At 72.4% G+C, this 19,319-nt stretch carries 17 protein-coding genes; 10 read left to right on the plus strand and 7 right to left on the minus strand.

What is annotated here, in order from left to right:
• Positions 1 to 124: 124 nt before the first annotated feature.
• Complete coding sequence (locus ACWD26_RS15670; RefSeq protein WP_451270207.1) at positions 125 to 1,528, plus strand: helix-turn-helix domain-containing protein; 1,404 nt, start codon at positions 125 to 127, stop codon at positions 1,526 to 1,528.
• Here ACWD26_RS15670 and ACWD26_RS15675 read toward each other — a convergent pair.
• Entirely contained in the window at positions 1,518 to 2,423 is a 906-nt protein-coding gene (locus ACWD26_RS15675; protein WP_451270209.1) for a LysR family transcriptional regulator, read from the minus strand. The genes ACWD26_RS15670 and ACWD26_RS15675 overlap by 11 nt on opposite strands.
• Before the next feature lie 127 nt (positions 2,424 to 2,550).
• Between ACWD26_RS15675 and mgrA the strand changes: the two genes are divergently transcribed.
• Positions 2,551 to 3,549 carry an L-glyceraldehyde 3-phosphate reductase gene (mgrA, locus tag ACWD26_RS15680; protein WP_451270211.1) on the plus strand — a complete coding sequence of 333 codons (999 nt, stop codon included), beginning with the start codon at positions 2,551 to 2,553 and terminating at the stop codon, positions 3,547 to 3,549.
• Positions 3,550 to 3,656: 107 nt separating this feature from the next.
• On the opposite strand, the gene ACWD26_RS15685 is transcribed toward mgrA, so the two are convergent.
• Positions 3,657 to 4,070 (minus strand): nuclear transport factor 2 family protein, encoded by a 414-nt coding sequence (locus ACWD26_RS15685; protein ID WP_451270213.1) that lies wholly within the window; start codon positions 4,068 to 4,070, stop codon positions 3,657 to 3,659.
• 426 nt (positions 4,071 to 4,496) lie between these two features.
• Here ACWD26_RS15685 and ACWD26_RS15690 point away from each other — a divergent pair, with 426 nt between their 5' ends.
• From ACWD26_RS15690 to ACWD26_RS15705, 4 genes are read left to right on the plus strand one after another with little or no spacing between them, the layout of a single operon-like run.
• Complete coding sequence (locus ACWD26_RS15690; protein WP_451270215.1) at positions 4,497 to 4,907, plus strand: hypothetical protein; 411 nt, start codon at positions 4,497 to 4,499, stop codon at positions 4,905 to 4,907.
• Between the two features lie 58 nt (positions 4,908 to 4,965).
• On the plus strand, positions 4,966 to 7,290 hold the full coding sequence (locus ACWD26_RS15695) for an FHA domain-containing protein (protein WP_451270216.1): 2,325 nt from the start codon (positions 4,966 to 4,968) through the stop codon (positions 7,288 to 7,290).
• A gap of 5 nt (positions 7,291 to 7,295) precedes the next feature.
• The gene (locus ACWD26_RS15700; RefSeq protein WP_451270217.1) at positions 7,296 to 7,994 is read left to right on the plus strand and encodes a hypothetical protein; all 699 of its coding nucleotides are present in this window, start codon (positions 7,296 to 7,298) and stop codon (positions 7,992 to 7,994) included.
• Positions 7,987 to 8,991 (plus strand): serine/threonine-protein kinase, encoded by a 1,005-nt coding sequence (locus ACWD26_RS15705; protein ID WP_451270219.1) that lies wholly within the window; start codon positions 7,987 to 7,989, stop codon positions 8,989 to 8,991. The genes ACWD26_RS15700 and ACWD26_RS15705 overlap by 8 nt, the downstream gene beginning before the upstream one ends.
• Here ACWD26_RS15705 and ACWD26_RS15710 read toward each other — a convergent pair.
• Positions 8,966 to 9,427, minus strand: coding sequence for an RpiB/LacA/LacB family sugar-phosphate isomerase (locus ACWD26_RS15710; protein ID WP_451270221.1), 462 nt, complete (start codon positions 9,425 to 9,427; stop codon positions 8,966 to 8,968). The two genes, ACWD26_RS15705 and ACWD26_RS15710, sit on opposite strands and share 26 nt — an antisense overlap.
• 32 nt (positions 9,428 to 9,459) lie before the next feature.
• The gene (locus tag ACWD26_RS15715; RefSeq protein ID WP_451270223.1) at positions 9,460 to 9,915 is read right to left on the minus strand and encodes a MarR family winged helix-turn-helix transcriptional regulator; all 456 of its coding nucleotides are present in this window, start codon (positions 9,913 to 9,915) and stop codon (positions 9,460 to 9,462) included.
• 190 nt (positions 9,916 to 10,105) lie between these two features.
• Here ACWD26_RS15715 and ACWD26_RS15720 point away from each other — a divergent pair, with 190 nt between their 5' ends.
• The gene (locus ACWD26_RS15720) at positions 10,106 to 11,569 is read left to right on the plus strand and encodes an MFS transporter (RefSeq protein ID WP_451270225.1); all 1,464 of its coding nucleotides are present in this window, start codon (positions 10,106 to 10,108) and stop codon (positions 11,567 to 11,569) included.
• Positions 11,570 to 11,703: 134 nt separating this feature from the next.
• Here the strand turns inward: ACWD26_RS15720 and ACWD26_RS15725 are convergent, their stop codons facing one another.
• Positions 11,704 to 12,381 carry a hypothetical protein gene (locus tag ACWD26_RS15725; RefSeq protein WP_451270227.1) on the minus strand — a complete coding sequence of 226 codons (678 nt, stop codon included), beginning with the start codon at positions 12,379 to 12,381 and terminating at the stop codon, positions 11,704 to 11,706.
• Between the two features lie 83 nt (positions 12,382 to 12,464).
• Positions 12,465 to 14,027, minus strand: a complete 1,563-nt coding sequence (locus ACWD26_RS15730; protein ID WP_451270229.1) for an amidohydrolase — start codon at positions 14,025 to 14,027, stop codon at positions 12,465 to 12,467.
• Positions 14,028 to 14,254: 227 nt separating this feature from the next.
• Between ACWD26_RS15730 and ACWD26_RS15735 the strand changes: the two genes are divergently transcribed.
• The 3 genes from ACWD26_RS15735 to ACWD26_RS15745 are packed head-to-tail and all read left to right on the plus strand — an operon-like array spanning position 14,255 to position 19,040.
• Positions 14,255 to 15,964, plus strand: a complete 1,710-nt coding sequence (locus ACWD26_RS15735; protein WP_451270231.1) for an ABC transporter ATP-binding protein — start codon at positions 14,255 to 14,257, stop codon at positions 15,962 to 15,964.
• Entirely contained in the window at positions 15,961 to 17,970 is a 2,010-nt protein-coding gene (locus ACWD26_RS15740; protein WP_451270233.1) for an ABC transporter ATP-binding protein, read from the plus strand. The genes ACWD26_RS15735 and ACWD26_RS15740 overlap by 4 nt, the downstream gene beginning before the upstream one ends.
• Positions 17,970 to 19,040 carry an iron-siderophore ABC transporter substrate-binding protein gene (locus ACWD26_RS15745; RefSeq protein ID WP_451270235.1) on the plus strand — a complete coding sequence of 357 codons (1,071 nt, stop codon included), beginning with the start codon at positions 17,970 to 17,972 and terminating at the stop codon, positions 19,038 to 19,040. Before ACWD26_RS15740 ends, ACWD26_RS15745 begins: the two co-directional genes overlap by 1 nt.
• 62 nt (positions 19,041 to 19,102) lie before the next feature.
• Here the strand turns inward: ACWD26_RS15745 and ACWD26_RS15750 are convergent, their stop codons facing one another.
• The gene (locus ACWD26_RS15750) at positions 19,103 to 19,312 is read right to left on the minus strand and encodes an MbtH family protein (protein ID WP_257561783.1); all 210 of its coding nucleotides are present in this window, start codon (positions 19,310 to 19,312) and stop codon (positions 19,103 to 19,105) included.
• Between the last annotated feature and the right edge of the window lie 7 nt (positions 19,313 to 19,319).

The following is a 19,319-nucleotide window of genomic DNA, read 5'->3' on the forward strand; positions in this document are numbered from 1 at the left end:
CACGGGGCGTGAGCGCAACGGCCGACGTCCGATCCGCGGCCATGGAACCATCCCAGCCCTTCTGACGTGCATGTATGGGGAGTGCCTGGGATGCCGTCCCGGGACGGGGAGGACGTGGAGAACAGTGTCGGCAGCACCGGACGACGTGCGGGAGTTAGCGGCGGCGCTCACGCGCATCAAGGAACGCACGGACCGCAGTTACGGGCAGCTGGCCCGCCGCCTCAACATGAACACCTCGACGCTGCACCGCTACTGCGCGGGCGACACCGTCCCGCTCGACTTCGCGCCCGTCGAACGCTTCGCCGCGCTCTGCGGAGCGACCGGGGCGGAGCGGCTCGAACTGCACCGGCTGTGGCTGCTCGCAGTGGCGGCACGGCAGCGGGCGCGTACGGGTGGGGGAGGGGCCTTTGCCGCGACGGCACCGGAACCGGCCGATCCGGTCCAGCCCGTCGACGCCGCCGATCCCGCCGAACCTGTTGCGTCCACCGAATCCGCCGAGCCGCCCGCGGAGTCCACTGAGCCCGCCGGGTCGGTCGAGCCCACGGAGCCGGTCGAGCCGGTCGCCGCGCTCATGTCGGTGCCCCCGCCCCGCCGCCCCTGGCACCGTCGCCGACGCACCCTCGTCGGCGCGGCCGTCCTGGCGGTGCTCGTCGCGACCCTGGGCAGCCTGGCGGCGCTGCCGTCCGGCAGTCCCCCGGCGGGCCGCAGCGCCCAGGGTGGCGAGCCGACACCGTCCCGTACGACCACGGGAGCCCAGCGTCCGTCGACCGCGCCCACGAGCGTGTCCCCCTCACCGGACAGCGGCGGCACGAAGAGCCCTTCGGGCACACCCTCGCCCTTGCCCACCGAGCCCGAAAGCAGTCCCCCGAAGAACGGGGACACCCAGGAGCGGCGGCCCCCGGCCACCGGGGTGCCACTGACCTGGACGGCGAACTCCCAGCTCTGGTCGCTCGGCTGCGGTCACGACTACGTCGTCGCCAAGCCGCCGAAGGAAGTGCCCCCGCCGCCGACGCCGCAGGACGCGGGCGTCTGGGCCGCGACGCAGCGGGGGGTGCACGGCCGGAACACGATCGTGGAGATCACGGTGCAGGGGCGGAAGTCCACGGCCGTCGTCCTGACGGCGCTGCGGGTCCGCGTCGTGGGACGCGCGGCTCCCGCCGAGGGCAACGCCTACGCGATGGACCAGGGATGCGGAGGACGGGTCAGCCCCCGGTACTTCGACGTGGATCTGGACAAGGACCGGCCGATCGCCCGCCCGGTCGACGGTGCCGACCTGGACGTGCGGATCCCGGCGGTGCGTCTTCCGTACCGTGTGTCGGCCGAGGACCCGGAGGTGCTGAGGGTCTCCGCCGAGACGGAGACCTGTGACTGCAGCTGGTACCTGGAACTGGAGTGGTCCTCCGAGGGCCGTACCGGCACGGTCCGGATCGACGACGACGGCCGCCCGTTCCGCACGACCGCGATCAAGGGACTGCCGCGCTACGAGTACGACACCTCGAACCGCCGGTGGTCGCCCGTCACCGGCTGACCTCGGGACAACCGGCCGGCGGGTCGAGCAGCCCCAACAGGGCACGCGCCGCCGGGCTCGTGGCCTGCGGGGGCGGCAGCAGGGCGACCGTCTCGTACACGGACTCGTCGGTGCCCTTGACGGTGAGGGCGACGAGGGAGTCGCGCTTGTGGGCGAAGTGGCGCGGGACCACGGCGATGCCGAGGTCCTCGGCCACGAGATCGAGGAGGCTGTGCACGTCGTTGACCTCCAGGGCGACGGCCCGGCGGACGCCCGCGGCGGCGAAGACCGCGTCGGTGGTGCGGCGCGGGCCCCAGTCCGGGTGGAAGTCGACGAAGACCTCGCCGCCCAGCTCCTCCGGCGTCACGGCGGCGCCGGCGACCGCGAGGCGGTGGCCGGCATGGCACAGGACGGTCATCGGCTCGCTGGACAGGGGCACGACCCGCAGTCGGTCGGTGTCCTCCTGCGCCGCCCGCACCGCGAAGGCCAGGTCGAGGCGGCCGCTCGCCACCTCCTCCGCGAGGGCGCCCGAGCCCGCCTGCCGCAGACAGATCTCCACATCGGGGTGGCGGCGCCGGAACGTGGCCAGCAGCCCGGCCACATGCACCCCGGCGACACACTGCTCCGACCCGAGCGCGAGCATTCCGCGCAGTACGCCCTGCACGGCGGCCACCGCCTCACGGGCCGACCGCACCTGCGCCAGGATCCGCTCCGCCTCGGTCAGCAGCGCCCGCCCGGCCGGTGTGAGCATCACCCGACGGGTCGTCCGCACGAACAGCGGGGTCTGCAACTCGCGCTCCAGGGCCCGTACGGAGGCGGACAGACCCGACTGGGACACCAGCAGACGTTCGGCGGCCCGGGTGAAGTGCTCCTCCTCGGCGACCGCGACGAAATGCTGGAGATGACGGAGTTCCATGACTCAGAAGCGTATGCGCTGAATCCCATCGGATTCTTCTGTTGGACCAATGCACCCAGGTCGCGAAAGAGTGGACACCGGTTCTCAGGGACTCCGGTCCCCCCGCGCCAACCTCTCTGGAGTCGCGTTGTACACCGCACACCCCGACCGCTACGCGGACATGCCCTACCGGCGCGCCGGACGCAGCGGTCTGAAACTGCCCGCGCTGTCGCTCGGTCTGTGGCACAACTTCGGCCCCGACCGGTCCGTCGAGACGCAGCGCGCGATCCTGCGCCGCGCCTTCGACCTGGGCGTCACCCACTTCGACCTGGCCAACAACTACGGCCCGCCGCCCGGCTCCGCCGAGTCCGCCTTCGGTGACGCCCTCAAGGCCGACTTCGCCGCGTACCGCGACGAGCTGATCATCTCCACCAAGGCGGGCTATCTGATGTGGCCCGGCCCGTACGGCGAGTGGGGCTCCCGCAAGTACGTGCTCTCCTCGCTCGACCAGAGCCTGAAGCGCATGGGCCTCGACTACGTCGACATCTTCTACTCGCACCGCCCCGACCCGGAGACTCCGCTGGAGGAGACGATGGGCGCGCTGCACTCGGCGGTCCAGCAGGGCAAGGCGCTGTACGTCGGTGTCTCCAATTACTCCGCCGAGCAGACCCGCGAGGCCGCCCGCATCCTGAAGGAGCTGGGCACCCCCCTCCTGATCCACCAGCCGCGCTACTCGATGCTCGACCGGCGCCCCGAGAGCGAGGGCCTGCTCGACGCCCTCGACGAGCTCCAGGTCGGCTCCATCGTCTTCTCCCCGCTGGAGCAGGGGCTGCTGACCGGCCGCTACCTCGACGGCATCCCGGAGGACTCGCGGGCCGCGAGCGACAGCCCCTTCCTGAACTCCGACGCCCTCACCGAGGACCTGGTGGGCAGGCTGCGCGCGCTGGACGAGGTCGCCAAGTCCCGGGGCCAGACCCTGGCCCAGCTCGCCCTGGCCTGGACGTTGCGCGGCGGTCGCGTCACCTCCGCCCTCGTCGGCGCCAGCAGCGCCCGGCAGATCGAGGACAGCGTCGGCGCCATCGCCAACCTCGACTTCGAGGCGGACGAACTGGCCCGCATCGACGCGATCATCGAGGGCAAGGGCTGAGGTCCCAGCCCTCGTGTCGTCCTTCGCTCCCGGTGGTCCTCTGCTGACCGGAGACCGCCGGGAGCGGAAACACTCATCGCGGGTCAGGGGACGGCGGGGCGGCCAGGTCAGGCCTCCGTCGCCGGGACCCGGTCCAGAAAGCCGTACACGCTGCGGATACGTCCCTCTGCGTCGAGCGTGATCACGTCGAACCCGGCGACCGGAGCGGTACCGCCCGCCTCGTCCACCAGCTCCCAGCCGAAGCGGGCGGTGTCATGGTGTCCGTCGACGGCCGTGACCAGATGGAAGGCGAGGCCGGGGAACTGTTTCCGGGCCGCCGTGATCAGCGCGGCGATCTCCTCGTGCCCCCGCACGTCGGCCAGCGGATCGGTGTAGCCGCCGTCGGCGGTCCACGCGGCGGCCACCGCTTCGGCCAGTGCCTCCTCGCCGCCCGCGTTCCAGGCCTCGAAGTAGCGGGCGACGGCGGTCTCGTAGCGGTCGCGGGCGACGGCGGTCTCGTAGCGGTCGTGAGTCGCGGGCATGATCGTTGAACCCTCCATCGAGGACGTACGTATGGGGCGGATACCGGGTCCGGGGCCGGCCGCGGCCTCCTCGTGATCCGGCACCGCACACGATGCCCGGCCGTGCCGAACGGCGTCGATTACCTCGGGGGTCATCCCGAGGGAGCCCCGGTCGGAGGGCCCGTCGAATCGTTTCAGCCATTCACACCTCCGCATATGCCAAGAGACTGGCCGAATTGGCATGGTGACAGAGGGTCAGGAGTGGCGATACTCGAGTGACAGGGCGATTGAGGCATGAACGAACGCGCCGCAGTGCGCGGTCATGACGTCACTGTGCGTGACTTCTCGTCGCCGGATGCGCACGACCAGCAAGTCTGCGAGGCGAGAGCAAGTCCGCGCGGCGAGTCGGGCCGGGCGGGGTCGGCGGTGCGATCGGGGGAGTGAAGCGTGCACGACGAATTCCTGTGCCATGTCACCGCGTACGGCATGTGCGGCGGCCAGCGCGTCGGCGTGCCCCTCGGTACCTATCGCGCCCCCACGTTGGCGTTGGCCCTGTGGTGGATGCGCGACCGCGCGTTATGGATCGCCGAACGCCTCGACCCGCGGCCCGAGAACCCCAACTTCCCCCCGAACGCGGTCGTTCCGGTCGCGGACACCGTCCCGGACGTGCCGAGCCTGCTGCGCGCCTGGTCCGCCGACGGCCGGCAACAGGAGCTGGTGGCCGAGGAGTTGGCCGCCGGGAACCTGGTCAGGATCGCCACCAACGACGACACCACCGAGTACGAGCTGCTCGCGGAGTCCGTCGACGCCGTGCGCATGCAGCGCATCGCCCAGAGAATCGCCGCTCCCGCCGCCTGACCCCGGTGCCGGCGGTACGGTCAGGCACATAACCGGGCGCATCGGTAGAATTTTCTCCATGGCAGAGCGGTCGATCGCACCGACTGCGCCCGAGCTCGTGCTGGAAACCGAGGCGGGCTCCGTGGTGATGACCCCCAGCCGCGAGTACCACGTGGGACGCGACCCGCTCAGCGACGTCGTCCTCGACGACGACCGGGTCTCATGGCACCACGCGGTGCTCCGGGCGGAGGTCGACCACTGGACGATCGAGGACGAGAACAGCACCAACGGCACGTACGCCGACGGTCACCGCGTCCACGAGTGGGACGTGGGCCCCGGCAGCGTCATCCACTTCGGGAGCCTGCCCGACGGCCCCCGGGCCGTGCTCACCGGCCTCGCCCCCGAGCGTCCCTCCGGTATCTCCCACCCCGCCTCCACCGGCACCTTCCGGCAGCCCACCAGCGTCCGCCCGCTGCCCGAGCGGACCGTCCGCATCGGCCGCGCCGCCGACAACGACCTCGTCATCGACGACCTCGTCGTATCCCGCCGCCACGCCGAGCTGCGGGCACTCCCGGACGGCACGTACGAGATCGTCGACGTCGGCAGCCACAACGGCACCTTCCTCAACGGCGCGCCCGTCGACCGGGCCCCGGTCACTCCCGGTGACATCGTCGGCATCGGCCACTCCGCGTTCTGCCTGGTCGGCGACGAACTCCAGGAGTACGTCGACACCGGTGAGATCTCCCTCGACGTCCAGGAACTGACCGTAGCCGTCGACCGAGGCCGAAAGACGCTCCTGGACGAGGTGACGTTTCCGGTCGGCGAGAAATGTCTCCTCGCCGTCGTCGGCCCGAGCGGCGCCGGCAAGTCCACCCTCCTGAACGCCCTGACCGGCCAGCGCCCCGCCGACAGCGGCACGGTCCTCTACGACGGCCGCGACCTGTACCGCGACTACGCCGAACTGCGCCAGCGCATCGGACTCGTCCCGCAGGACGACATCCTGCACGCCCAGCTGACCGTCCGCAGAGCCCTCGCCTACGCCGCCGAACTGCGCTTCCCCCAGGACACCGCGAAGGCCGAGCGGCAGGCACGCGTCGACGAGGTCATCCGCGAACTGGGCCTTCAGCAGCGTGCCCGCCAGCCCATCCACAGCCTCTCCGGCGGCCAGCGCAAACGGGTCAGTGTCGCCCTGGAACTGCTGACGAAACCGTCCCTGCTGTTCCTGGACGAGCCGACCTCCGGCCTCGACCCCGGCATGGACCGCTCCGTGATGCACATGCTGCGCGGCCTCGCCGACGACGGGCGTACGGTCATCGTCGTCACCCACAGCGTCCTCAGCCTCGACGTCTGCGACCGGCTCCTCGTCCTCGCGCCCGGCGGCAAGGTCGCCTACTACGGACCGCCGGACGACACCCTCGCCTTCTTCGGCTTCGAGCAGTGGCCGGAGGCGTTCGAGGCCTTCGAGCGGGACCAGGAGCGGGACTGGGCCGGGGAGTACCGCGACTCGCCCTTCCACCGCCATTACGTCACCGCGTCCATGAGCCGGCCCTATCTCCCCGAGGACGCGCCGGCCGAGGTGGCGCCGCCGCCCACACCGCAGAGCTGGGGCGCCCAGCTGGGCACCCTCGTCCGCCGGTACGCGGCGGCCCTCGGCGCCGACCGGACCTTCCTCGCCATCATGATCGCGCTGCCGTTCGTGATGGGCGCGATGGCCAGGGCGCTGGCCGGCAGCACGCTGGACCGGGAGACCGCCATGAACGCCCTGCTCATCCTCTGCGTGGGCGGTGTGCTGACCGGCGCGGCGAACGCCGTGCGCGAACTGGTCAAGGAACGGGTCATCTACCGGCGCGAACGAGCCGTCGGCCTGTCCAGATCCGCGTACCTCATGTCCAAGGTCGTCGTCCTCGGCACGATCACCGTCCTCCAGGCCGTCGTCCTCACCCTGGTCGCCCTGCTCGGTGTCGACCTCGGCGCCCCCGGCGGCGAAGGCGTGCTGCTGGCGCCGCTCGTGGAGATCACGGTGGCCGTGGCGCTGCTCGCGTTCACCGCGATGATGCTCGGCCTCGTCGTCTCCGCGCTGGTCCGCAAGGAGGAGGTCACCATGCCGCTGCTGGTGCTCCTCGCGATCGTCCAGGTCGTGTTCTGCGGCGCGCTGCTGGACGTGAAGGGCACGATCGTCCTCGAACAGCTGGCGTGGCTGGTGCCCTCGCGGTGGGCGTTCGCCGCGATGGCCGGCACGATCGACCTGGAACGGACCGTCCCCGACAAGTCGGACCCGCTGTTCGAGCACTCGGCGGGCGTGTGGCTGCTCGACCTGGGGATGCTCGTCGTCCTCTCGCTGCTCTGCGGTCTGCTCGTCGCCCGTCTGCTGCGCCGCGGCGAACCGGCCGTGATGCGGAAGTAGCCGTGATGACGACCCCCGGGTTCCTCCCCACGCATGTCGTCCCGCCGGGCGGCCTGCCCGCCTGGGAGACGCCCGACCCGTCCCGGCCCACCGTGTCCCTCGACGCGCTGCTGCCGGTCCAGCTCCTCGACCGACGCGGCGACTGGGGCCGCGTCCTGTGCGCCAACGGCTGGTCCGCCTGGGTGGACGGCCGCCTCCTCGTCGCCGTGCCGCAGGACCCGCCCGCCGCCGGCGCCGCCCTCGCCCGCACGGCCGACCCACGCCCCCTGCTGGCCCGCGCGGAGGAGGCTCTGACGCGCTACCGCACCGAGGCGGAGGCGCTGGCCGCCGGACATCGCGACGGGGAGACCTTCCGCGACCGTACGAAGGGTCTGCGGATCGGCGTCGTCGTCGACGGCGAGTCGCTGTGGCTCTTCGACGCCGCGCACGAACGGTGGGTGTACTGCGACGGGTCGCGGCTGAGCACGTTCGCGGTGGGGGACGAGCCGCACGAGACCCCGGCAGCCCCGCAGGTCCCGCCGGTCGCCGCCCCGGCACCGGAGCCGACCCGCGTCGTAGGGGAACCCGAACGCGGACCGGAGGACCCCCGGTCACCCGACCGGCGGCCGGGGGAGCACGGGTCGGCCGACCGGCGGCCGGGGGAGCACGGGTCGGCCGATGACGAACCCACCCGCCTGGTGCCACCGGTGACACCCGATGGGTGAGACGCGGCCGTACGCGGGGCGCCCGTCGGAGCTCGTCGGACGGCAGATCGCGGGCTATCGCATCGAACGCGAGATCGGCCGCGGCGGAATGGCCGTCGTCTACCAGGCCCTGGACCTGCGGCTGGAGCGGACGGTCGCGCTGAAGCTGCTCGCCCCGGAACTGGCGCGCAACGACACCTTCCGCCGCCGCTTCACCCACGAGTCACGGGTGGCCGCCGCGATCGACCACCCGCACATCGTGCCCGTCTTCGAGGCGGGGGAGACGGACGGCGTCCTCTACATCGCCATGCGGTACGTCGCCGGCAGCGACCTGCGCCATCTCCTGGACCGGGAGGGCCCGTTGCCGGTCACGACCGCCACCCGGATCGCCGCCCAGGTCGCCTCCGCGCTCGACGCGGCGCACGACCACGGTCTGGTGCACCGGGACGTGAAACCGGGCAACATCCTGGTCGCGCAGGGCACCGACAGCGACCACCCCGAGCACGTCTATCTCACCGACTTCGGCCTGACGAAGAAGTCGCTGTCCCTGACGGGCTTCACCAGCGTCGGCCAGTTCGTGGGGACGCTCGACTACGTGGCGCCGGAGCAGATCTCGGGCAAGCCCGTCGACGGCCGCTGCGACGTCTACAGCCTCGCCTGTGTCGTCCACGAGACACTCGCCGGCCGGCCGCCCTTCCAACGGGACGACGACATGGCCCTGTTGTGGGCCCACCAGTACGACGAGCCGCCCCCGCTCACCGGCGGGCGCCCCGACCTGCCGCCGGCCATGAATCAGGTCATGGCGACGGCGCTGGCCAAGTCCCCGGACGACCGGTACGACTCCTGCCTGTCCTTCGTGGCCGCGCTCAGGGCAGCGGGCACGACGCGCGGCTTCCCGCCCGGGCACGCCCCGACCCGGGCGGTCTCGCCGAAGACACCCGGACCGCCCGAGGCCCCACCGGAGCCGCCCCCCTGGGCCGGGCCCGTCTTCATCAGGTCCGGCCGGCACCCCGGCTGACGTCGAGCCGCTCGACGCGGGCCACGTTCTCCCGGTCGTCCGCGTCCTGGCTGGCCTCGGCGGCGAACCAGGCGTCCAGGATCTCCTTGAGCAACGGCTCGGAGGTCAGCCGCAGACCGATGGCCAGCACATTGGCGTCGTTCCAGCGGCGGGCGCCGTCGGCCGTGTACGCGTCCGTGCACAGGGCGGCCCGCACCCCGGGCACCTTGTTCGCCGCGATCGACGCGCCCGTACCCGTCCAGCAGCACACGACTGCCTGGTCCGACACACCGGAGGCGACCTCGCGCGCCGCCGCCTCCGAGCAGGCCGCCCACCGGGGGTCGTCCCCGGCACGCAGCGCGCCGTGGGTCACTACTTCGTGGCCCCGGCCGCGTAGCTCCGCGAGGAGGAGGCGGGCGACGGGCTCGTCCATGTCCGAGGAGACGGAGATCCGCATGCTCCCGAGGCTACCCCGCCCTCGCGCTCCGGCTACGGGCGCGGCCACGGCTTGCCGGCCAGCCGCTCGATGCTCGTGTTGAAGCGTTCGAGGTAGTCGGCGAACCCGGCGATGTCCTCGTCGGACCAGCCGGCCAACACCATGGCGAGCGTACGGACGTTGCCCTCCCGCTCCTCGTCGAGGCGACGCTCGCCCTCCTCGGTGATACGGAACTTGCGGGCCACGCCACCCTCAGGGTCGAGGATGTGCTCGACCAGCCCGGCCCGCAGGGCGGCGGCGGTCTGCCGGCGCAGGGTGGAGGCGTCGAGGCCGAAGGCGTCGCTCAGTTCGCTGATCGACATCGGTCCTTCGACACGGATGCGGCTGAGCAGGATGTACGCACTGCGCTCCAGCGTGGAGTCCTTGCGGCGCCCCTTGCTCTTGCTCAGATGCTGGTAACGCCCGAGCAGCATGTTCTCGTACTCGACCCGGCGCGTCGGCTCTTCCACGGTCGCCTACCTCCTCGTTGCGGTTACCGCCAGGGCGATCTTTCCATCCCGCCGGGCCGGGCCCGCCGAACCAGGCATCGTACCCAGAGTGTGCAAGATGCACGGGAGATGTGTCATGCACTAGGCAGGTAGGCTGCACGCCAGGTGCATGACGTATGCCCAGTCGCCGGTTCACCGCACGGAGGATCCCTTGACGGCCAACCCACCGCCCGCCACCCGCCCGGGCGGCGTCATCGCGACGCTCGCGCTCGCCGGCATCACCGCCTCGATCATGCAGACACTGGTGACACCGCTGCTCACCGAACTGCCCACGATCCTCGGCACCAGCGCCGCGAACGCCTCCTGGGTGATCACCGCGACGCTGCTCACCGCGACGGTCTGCGGTCCGATCGGCGGACGCCTCGGCGACCTCTACGGCAAGCGGCGCATGCTCCTGCTCTGCTGCACCCCGCTGGTGATCGGCTCGGTGGTGTGCGCGCTCTCCTCGACCGTCGTGCCGATGATCGTGGGCCGGGGTTTGCAGGGCATCGGCATGGGCGTGGTGCCGCTCGGCATCAGTCTGCTGCGGGACGTCATGGCGCCGGAGAAGCTCAGCGGCTCCATCGCCCTGGTCAGCGCCTCCCTGGGCATCGGCGCCGGCCTGGGCCTGCCGATCGCGGCCGCGGTCGCGCAGTACGCGAGCTGGCGGGTGCTGTTCTGGGGAGCCACCGGTCTCGCTCTCGCGGTCACCGCCATGATCTGGTTCCTCGTCCCCGAGACGCCGGCCGGCGCCAAGGGCCAGCGCTTCGACTTCGTGGGCGCCTTCGGCCTCGGCGGCGGCGTCGTGTGCCTGCTGCTCGCGGTCTCCAAGGGCGCGGACTGGGGCTGGGGTTCGGCGACCACGCTCGGCCTGTTCGCCGGAGCCGTCGTGCTGCTGCTGGGCTGGGGCCTGTGGGAACTGCGCACCCGTGAGCCGCTGGTCGACCTGCGCACCACCGCCCATCCGCGCGTGCTCCTCACCAATGTGGCCTCGATCCTCGTCGGCTTCGGCATGTACGCGCAGGCGCTGATCACTCCGCAGCTGCTCAGGTTGCCTGAGGCCACCGGCTATGGTCTCGGCCAGTCGATGCTGGCCATGGCCCTGTGGATGGCCCCGGCCGGGCTGATGATGATGGCGCTCTCTCCGCTCGGCGGAAAGCTCACCACCGCCCGCGGCCCCAAGTTCACCCTGGTCACCGGCTCCCTGGTGCTCGCCACCGGCTACGGGCTGTCGCTCGTGCTGATGGGCTCCACCTGGGGTCTGCTGATCATCTCCCTCGTCGTCAGCTCCGGCGTCGGCCTCGCCTACGGCGCCATGCCCGCACTGATCATGAGCACGGTCCCGCTGTCCGAGACAGCCTCCGCCAACAGCTTCAACACGTTGATGCGAGCGCTCGGCACCTCCACCGCCGCCGCCGTGGTCGGCGTGGTCCTCGCCCAGATGACCACCCCGTTCGGTGGCCTCAGCCTGCCGTCGGAGGACGGCTTCCGCACCGGCCTGATGATCGGCTGCGGTGCGGCCCTGGTCGCCGCCGCGGTCGCCGCGTTCATCCCCGCCGCCCGGGTGACCGCCGAGGAGACGGGCCCCGAGGAGCGGGAGCCGAGCAGCGCCCAGGCACCGGCTTCCGCAGCGTAGCGGCCGACGGGCCGGGCCCGTCGCCCGACCGCTCCGGCGCGGGAGGGCGAACCGGCGAGGCGGGAGGACTCATCGGCGGGCCGGGGATGGCGGAACCGCGGGAAGCTACACCGAGGCAGAAGAGGGTGATCCGCTCATGTGGTGGAAGGCGGGTCCAGGGGCCGCACGGTGAGGGACCACGGGCCGTCGGAGCGGGCGTAGATGAGGCAGGGGCCGGTGAGGGGCGCTTCGCCGTGCCAGGGGCCGACGTGGTTGGCCAGTTCGTCGAGGAAGCCGGTGCCGTCGGGTTCGAAGGTGTCGACGAGGAAGTAGCCACCGTCCTCGGCCTGCGGATCCCCCTCGTACCGCAGAGTCGCGATCCCCGGCCCGCCCGTGTGGCGCAGCACGTCCGAAGCCGGGCGTCGTGTGAGGCCCTCGCAGGTCAGCGCACTCGACACCGGGCTCACGTCGACCGTCCACGGTCCGTCCGCCTGGACGCGGAGCGCGCGCACCGGCCGGTCGTCGCCGTTCACCAGGGCTCGGCAGGAGAACGGCCCGTCGGTGTAGACGAGTTGGCTCTGCGAGTGCAGCCTCCCGTCCAGCGCGTCCACGACGAAGTGCCCGCTGCCCGTGTGCGTGATGTCGAGGATGACCGGCCCCGGGCCCGTGGTCAGCTGGGCGACCTTGTCGCCTTCGCCGCCGAGCCGCTGCAGCGCCGGGCCGCCCCCGGTGAGCAGCGGGGGCGCCTGCCGAGGCACGTCGTCGCTCTTGCCGACTCCGGAGAGCGGCACCACATCGGCCCGCTGCTTCGCCCCGCGCTGGAACCACCTCATCGCATGCCCCCTGGTGACGTCTGCGCACAGTATTGGGCGTACGGGTCTCCGCGTACACAGGGATCGGCCTTCGAGCCCCGCCGTCAGTACTCGTCCTCGCCCTCGACGAACGTCCGCACCACCTCGATCTCCCCGATCCGCGACACGTCCACCCGGCGTGGATCGTCTCCGAGCACCACGAGGTCGGCCCGCCTGCCGGGGGAGAGGCTGCCGGCGTCCGCCTCCCAGTGGCAGGCTCGGGCCGCTTCGACGGTGTACGCGCGCAGCGCCTCCTCGACCGTGATCGCCTCGGCGGGGCCGATGAGGCGGCCGGACTCGGAGGCGCGCTCGACCATGAACTGGATCGCCCGCAGCGGGGCGCCGTTCGCCACCGGGCGGTCGGAGCTGCCGGCGACCCGGACCCCGTGGTCGAGGAAGCCCCGGCCCCGGTACAGCCAGCCGGCTCGGTCCGCGCCCATGATCGTGGCGTAGTCGTCGCCGTAGTAGCGCAGGAAGCTCGGCTGGATGACGACGGTGACGCCCAGAGCGGCCAGCCGGGGGAGTTGGTCGGGGCGGACCAGGCCCGCGTGCTCGACACGATGGCGCGCCTCCGGGCGGGGGCTGAGCTTCCGGGCCTTCTCCAGCGCGTCCAGGGCGACATCGAGGGCCCGGTCGCCGATCGCGTGCACGGCGAGCTGCCAGCCGGCGAGATGACCCTCGACGATGGTGCTCTCCAGCACCTCGGGCTCGTGCATGAGCTGGCCCGAGCCGTCGCCGCCCAGGTAGGGGCTGGTGAGGGCCGCCGTACGGGCCATCATGCCGCCGTCGGTGAAGACCTTGAGCGCGCCGAGGGAGAGGGGGCCCTCGCCGAAGCCCGTGCGCAGGCCGAGGTCGATCGCCCCGTGGGTGGTGTCCTCGGCGGCCGCGCCCACCGGGCGGAGCGCGTCGGCCGCCACCATCAGCCGTACCCGCAGCGGCAGTCGGCCCGACTCGTGGGCGAGCTGGTACGCGGCGCCCTCGATGGGGCTGTGCCCGAAGAGCCGGGCCCCGACCCCCGCCTCGGCGCACCCCGTGACGCCCTCGGAACGGCACACACGCGCGGCATGTCCGATCGCCGCCGCCAGATCGGTGAGCGAGTGCGGCGGCCGGGACCGCAGCGCGGCCCCCATCGCGCCCTCCGCGAGGAAGCCGTCCGGCCGGGCCACGTCCGCCGGAAGTCCGCTGAGGACCGCCGAGTTGACCAGGCAGGCGTGCCCGGAGAGGTGGCCCAGATACACCTTGCGCCCGGCGCTGACGGCGTCGAGGTCGACCGCCGTGAGAGGTCTGTCGAGGGTGCGCTGGTCGTAGCCGCCGAAGTCCACCCAGCCGCCCGCGGGGGCCTGCGCCACCGCCTCCGCCACCACGCGCAGCACGTCGTCGGCACGCCGGCTCGGCGCGACACTGGGCGACTTCGCCTTCAAGCCCGTCCACGCCAGATGCACATGGGCGTCGATGAAACCGGGGAGCACCGTGGCACCGCCCAGGTCCAGCGTCCGCCGGGCCGGCAGCCCCGCCACGTCCTCGTCCAGGCCGACTACGCGCCCCTGCCAGATCCCGAGTTCCCGCGCTTCCGGGCGGTCCGGATCCATCGTGACGATACGGGCGTTGGTGATCCTGGTGCTGAGCACGAACAGGTCCTTCCGGTCGGGCGGTCGCCCCGGTGAGGTCTCGTGTTGATGAACTGCCTTGATCTGTGCGCCAGTTGACGGTTCGGTCCGCTAATGTCCCGGCGTCCGTGGGGGGTCGGTTCGTCGCGACGGCGATTCAGGGCTGGTCCAAGAAGACAAATGTAGTTAGCCTTACCTAAGTTTTCTTGTTCGTTTCCTGTGTTGGCGAAACCGGTCCGGAGGGATGCGTGAGAAAAGCGGACCCGCCGGGACGGAAGGTTCTGTGGCGCGCGGTCGGCGGACAGCGTCGGGACGTCGTGCTGGGCGCGTTTCTGGGGATGGGACACCAGACGGGCGAGGCCCTCGTGCCGGTGCTCGTCGGACTGGTCATCGAGCGCGGAGTCGTGGACGGCGACGTCCCCGGACTGCTCCTGTGGCTCGGCATCCTCGCCGCCGTGTACGTCGGACTCTCCTTCAGCTTCCGCTTCAGCGCGAGAGCAGGGGAGCGCGCCTCCGTCACCGCCGCACACCACCTCAGGACCGCACTCGTCGGCCGTGTGCTCGCTCCCGAGGGTGGCGCCGAAGAGGGGCGCCTGCCGGGTGAGTTGACGAACATCGCCACCGAGGACGCCAAACGGGTCGGCGCCGTCGCCATGGCCCTCATCGTCGCCTTCGCGGCGACGGCGGGCCTGGTCGTCAGCGCGGTGGCCCTGCTGCGGGTCTCCCTCGTCCTCGGTCTGCTCGTCCTCCTCGGCACCCCGCTGCTGCTGTGGCTCGGACATCTGCTGAGCAAGCCCCTGGAGCGGCGCAGCGAGACCGAGCAGGAACGCGCGGCGCAGGCCTCCGGCGTCGCCGCGGACCTCGTGGCCGGGCTGCGCGTCCTCAAGGGCATCGGCGCCGAGCAGGCGGCCGTCGCCCGCTACCGGCGCGTCAGCCAGGACTCGCTCTCCGCCACCCTGCGCGCCGCCCGCGCCGAGGCCTGGCAGAACGGCGTCGTCACCATCCTCACCGGCGCCTTCATCGCCCTGGTCGCCCTCGTCGGCGGACGCCTCGCCGCCCGCGGCGACATCGGCCTCGGCGAACTCGTCTCCTCCGTCGGGCTCGCCCTGTTCATCGTCGGCCCGCTCACCGAATTCGCCTGGATCAACGCCGAGTTGGCCCAGGGCCGCGCCTCCGCCGCGCGTATCGCGGAAGTACTGGACGCCCCCGGCGCCGTGGCCCCGGGCCCGGCGACCGACGACACCTCGCCGAGCGGAGTCGAGGGCCGGCTGACGCTCCGCGCACTCTCCCACGGCACGTTGCGCGGCGTGGACGTCGACATCGCCCCCGGTGAGACCGTAGGCATCGCCACCACCGATCCCGCCGACGCCTCCGCGCTGCTGCGCTGTCTCGGCCGCCGCGTCGACCCCGACGAGGGCACCGTCGAACTGGACGGCACGGCACTTACCGCGCTCGGCCTGGGAGCCGTACGCTCCGCGATCCTCGTCGCCGAGCACGACGCCGACCTGTTCGAGGGCACGGTCCTGGAGAACGTCACGGCGGCGGCCGGCGCCCTCGCACCGGGGGGAGTCACGACCGTGCTGGCCGCCTCCGGCACCGACGAGGTCGCCCGCGCCCTGCCCGACGGCGTCGACACCGCCGTGAGCGCACGCGGCCGTTCGCTGTCCGGCGGGCAGCGGCAGCGCGTCGCCCTGGCCCGGGCCCTCGCCGCCGACGCGCCGGTCCTCGTCGTGCACGAGCCCGCCACCGCCGTCGACGCCGTCACCGAGACGCGGATCGCCGCCGGGATCAGGGACGTCCGCAGGGGGCGCACCACCCTCCTGGTGACCAACAGCCCTGCCCTGCTCGCCGTCACCGACCGGGTTCTGCTCCTGCGCGACGGCCGCGTCACCGCGACCGGCGACCACGACCGGCTCGTCCACGACAGCGCGGACTACCGTACGGCGGTGCTCACATGACCGAACCCGGCGAGACGGTGGAGGCGGCACCCGGCGAGGCGGTAAGGGCCGAATCCGGTGAGGCGGTGGAGGCCGTGCCCAGCGAGACCGCGGCGGCCTCACCCAGCCAGAGCCCGGCGTCCGCGCCCAGCGACACCCTGACGGCCGTGTCCGGCGAAACCGTGGGCCCCGCGACCCGCGGCGAGTACGCCGGCCCCGTTCTGCTCCCCGTCGCGACGCCCGCCCGCACCCGCGCCGCAGTCGCCGAACTGCTGCGTCCACAGCGGCGGTTGGCGCTGTCCGCGTTCACCGTCATGGTCGGCTCCACCGCCGTCGGCCTGCTCGTGCAGCCGCTGCTGGGCCGGATCGTCGACCTGGCGGCCGAGCGCGGATCCGTCGACGCCATCACGGCGACCGCCGGACTGCTGGTGGCCGTCGCCGTGGCGCAGGGCGTCACCGCGGGGTTCGGACTGTCGCAGATCGCCCGGCTCGGCGAGACGACCCTGGCCCGGCTGCGCGAACGCTTCGTCGAGCGGGCCCTGGCACTTCCGCTGGACCGGGTGGAGAAGGCCGGCGCCGGTGACCTCACCGCCCGGGTCACCGCCGATGTCTCCCTCATCGCCGACGCCGTACGCAACGCGCTGCCCGCACTGGGGCGTTCCCTGCTCACCATCTTCCTGACCCTCGGGGCGATGGCCCTGCTCGACTGGCGCTTCCTGCTGGCCGCGCTGCTCGCGGTCCCCGTCCAGGCGGCCACCGCACGCTGGTACGTCGCCCGCGCGATCCCTCTCTACGCCGAGCAGCGGGTGGCCGCCGGAGCCCAGCAACAGCAGATGCTCGACACCATCGGCGGCAGCTCCACCGTGCGGGCGTTCCGGCTGGGGCGGGAGCACACCGAGCGGGTCACCGAGCGGTCCCGGTCCGTGGTGGCGCTGACCATGCGGGGCGTACGGCTCGTCCTCGGCTTCTACAGCCGTCTGCACATCGCCGAGTACATAGGGCTCGCCGCCGTCCTGGTCACCGGCTACTGGCTGGTCCGCGAGGGCTCCGCCAGCATCGGTACGGCGACCGCGGCGGCCCTGTACTTCCACAGCCTGTTCGGGCCCGTCAACGCGGCGCTCGCCCTCCTCGACGACGCCCAGTCGGCCACGGCGGGCCTCGCCCGGCTCGTCGGCGTCACCGACGAACCCGTGCCTCCGGCGCCGAGTCACACCGTCGAGGCCGGCGGCGTCGACGTCACCGTACGAGGGCTCAACCACGCCTACCGGACCGGGCACCCCGTCCTCCACGACATCGACCTGACGATCCGCCACGGCGAACGCGTCGCCCTCGTCGGCGCCAGCGGGGCCGGCAAGACCACCCTGGCCCGACTGGTCGCGGGCATCCAGCCGCCCGCCGCCGGCACCGTCCTGGTCGGCGGCATCCCGCCCACCGAGCTCGGCTCCGCCGCCTCCCGCACCATCGCCCTGATCACCCAGGAGACCCATGTCTTCGCGGGCCCCCTCGCCGACGACCTGCGCCTCGCCAGACCCGACGCCACCGACGACGAACTGCGAGCCGCGCTCGACCGGGTCGACGCCCTCGCCTGGGCCGAGGCCCTGCCCGACGGGCTCGCCACGGTCGTCGGCGACGGCGGCCACCGGCTGAGCGGCGCGCGGACCCAGGCCCTCGCACTCGCCCGGCTGATCCTCGCCGACCCGCCGCTGGTGATCCTCGACGAGGCCACCGCCGAGGCGGGCAGCGCCGGTGCACGCGCCCTGGAGAAGGCGGTCGCCCGCGCCGTCGACGGCCGCACCGCGCTGATCGTCGCCCACCGCCTCAGCCAGGCCGCCACCGCCGACCGCGTCGTCGTCATGGACGCCGGCCGTGTCGTCGAGAGCGGCACCCACGACGAACTCCGCGCCGCGCGGGGCTCGTACGCCGCCCTCTGGTCGGCCTGGTCGGACGCCCGCGACACCGGCCCCCGGCCGGACCCCCAGACCCCCACACGTACCGCTCCACAGGAACCCGAACCGAAGGACCACTGATGTTCCGCTCCCGTAGAGCGCCACGGCTCGCCGTCGCACTCGCCTCCGCCACCCTGCTCCTCGCCACCGCCTGCGGTGGCGGCTCCGACGACGCCTCCGACGCGTCGGACGCCGGCGCGGAGGCGAGCACCTCCTCCGGCGAGTCCGCCTTCCCGGTCTCCATCGACCACAAGTACGGCAGCACGACGATCGAGGAAGAGCCCGAGCGGATCGTCACCGTCGGCCTCACCGACCAGGACGCGGTCCTCGCCCTCGGCAAGGTCCCCGTCGGCACCACCGAATGGCTCGGCGGCTACAAGGGCGCCATCGGCCCCTGGGCCGAGGACGAGCTCGGCTCCGCCGAGGCGCCCACCGTCCTCAAGGACACGGGCACCGGCCCGCAGGTGGAGAAGATCGCCGCTCTCAAGCCCGACCTGATCCTCGCGGTGTACGGCGGACTCACCAAGGAGCAGTACGAGTCCCTGTCCAAGTTCGCCCCCGTGGTCGCCCAGCCGAAGGCGTACAACGACTGGGGCGTCCCGTGGCAGGAGCAGACGGAGAGGATCGGCAAGGCGCTCGGCAAGCCCGAGGAGGCCGCCGCGGCGGTCGCCGACACGGAGGCGAAGATCAAGGCCGCCGCCGAGGAGAACCCCGGCTTCAAGGGCGCCACGGCGGTCATGGCCACGCCGTACGAGGGCATGTTCGTGTTCGGCAGCCAGGACCCGCGCTCGCACCTGCTCACCGACCTCGGTTTCTCCCTCCCCGCCGACCTCGACAAGGTGATCGGCGACCAGTTCGGCGCGAACATCAGCAAGGAGCGCACCGACCTGCTCGACCAGGACGCCCTCGTGTGGCAGGTCACCGACGTCACCAAGGACGCCGACAAGCTGCACAAGGACGCCTCCTACAAGGACCTGACCGTCGTCAAGGAGGGCCGCGAGATCTACGTCAGTGAGACCAGCGACTACGGCAACGCCCTGTCCATGGGCACCGTCCTCAGCCTGCCCTACGTGGTGGAGCGGCTGGCCCCGCAGCTGGCGGCGGCCGTCGACGGCAAGACGGACACCAAGGTGGAGCAGCCCGCGTCCTGACACGGCCCGGGTGCATGTGAAGCAGAGGGGGGCCGGTCGCCGACCGGCCCCCCTCTCGCGGGTCAGCCGTCCATCGACTCGGCCAGGCTGCGCGGCCGCATGTCGGTCCAGTGGGTCTCGACGTGGTCCAGGCACGACTGCCGCGAGTCGGGCCCGTGGACCACCCGCCAGCCGGCCGGCACGTCCACGAAGTCCGGCCACAGGCTGTGCTGGTTCTCGTCGTTGACCAGCACCAGGTAGACGCCCTCGGGGTCCTCGAACGGGTTGCTCATTCCACTC

The sequence above is a fragment of the Streptomyces sp. NPDC002787 genome (assembly GCF_053592095.1).

What these genes read in the sequence shown, in the direction of transcription:
- ACWD26_RS15740 (WP_451270233.1), top strand. Translation starts at nt 15,961, where the DNA reads ATGACCGAACCCGGCGAGACGGTGGAGGCGGCACCCGGCGAGGCGGTA.
- ACWD26_RS15695 (WP_451270216.1), top strand. Translation starts at nt 4,966, where the DNA reads ATGGCAGAGCGGTCGATCGCACCGACTGCGCCCGAGCTCGTGCTGGAA.
- ACWD26_RS15700 (WP_451270217.1), top strand. Translation starts at nt 7,296, where the DNA reads ATGACGACCCCCGGGTTCCTCCCCACGCATGTCGTCCCGCCGGGCGGC.
- ACWD26_RS15710 (WP_451270221.1), bottom strand. Translation starts at nt 9,427, where the DNA reads ATGCGGATCTCCGTCTCCTCGGACATGGACGAGCCCGTCGCCCGCCTC.
- ACWD26_RS15705 (WP_451270219.1), top strand. Translation starts at nt 7,987, where the DNA reads ATGGGTGAGACGCGGCCGTACGCGGGGCGCCCGTCGGAGCTCGTCGGA.
- ACWD26_RS15725 (WP_451270227.1), bottom strand. Translation starts at nt 12,381, where the DNA reads ATGAGGTGGTTCCAGCGCGGGGCGAAGCAGCGGGCCGATGTGGTGCCG.
- ACWD26_RS15675 (WP_451270209.1), bottom strand. Translation starts at nt 2,423, where the DNA reads ATGGAACTCCGTCATCTCCAGCATTTCGTCGCGGTCGCCGAGGAGGAG.
- ACWD26_RS15750 (WP_257561783.1), bottom strand. Translation starts at nt 19,312, where the DNA reads ATGAGCAACCCGTTCGAGGACCCCGAGGGCGTCTACCTGGTGCTGGTC.
- ACWD26_RS15685 (WP_451270213.1), bottom strand. Translation starts at nt 4,070, where the DNA reads ATGCCCGCGACTCACGACCGCTACGAGACCGCCGTCGCCCGCGACCGC.
- ACWD26_RS15745 (WP_451270235.1), top strand. Translation starts at nt 17,970, where the DNA reads ATGTTCCGCTCCCGTAGAGCGCCACGGCTCGCCGTCGCACTCGCCTCC.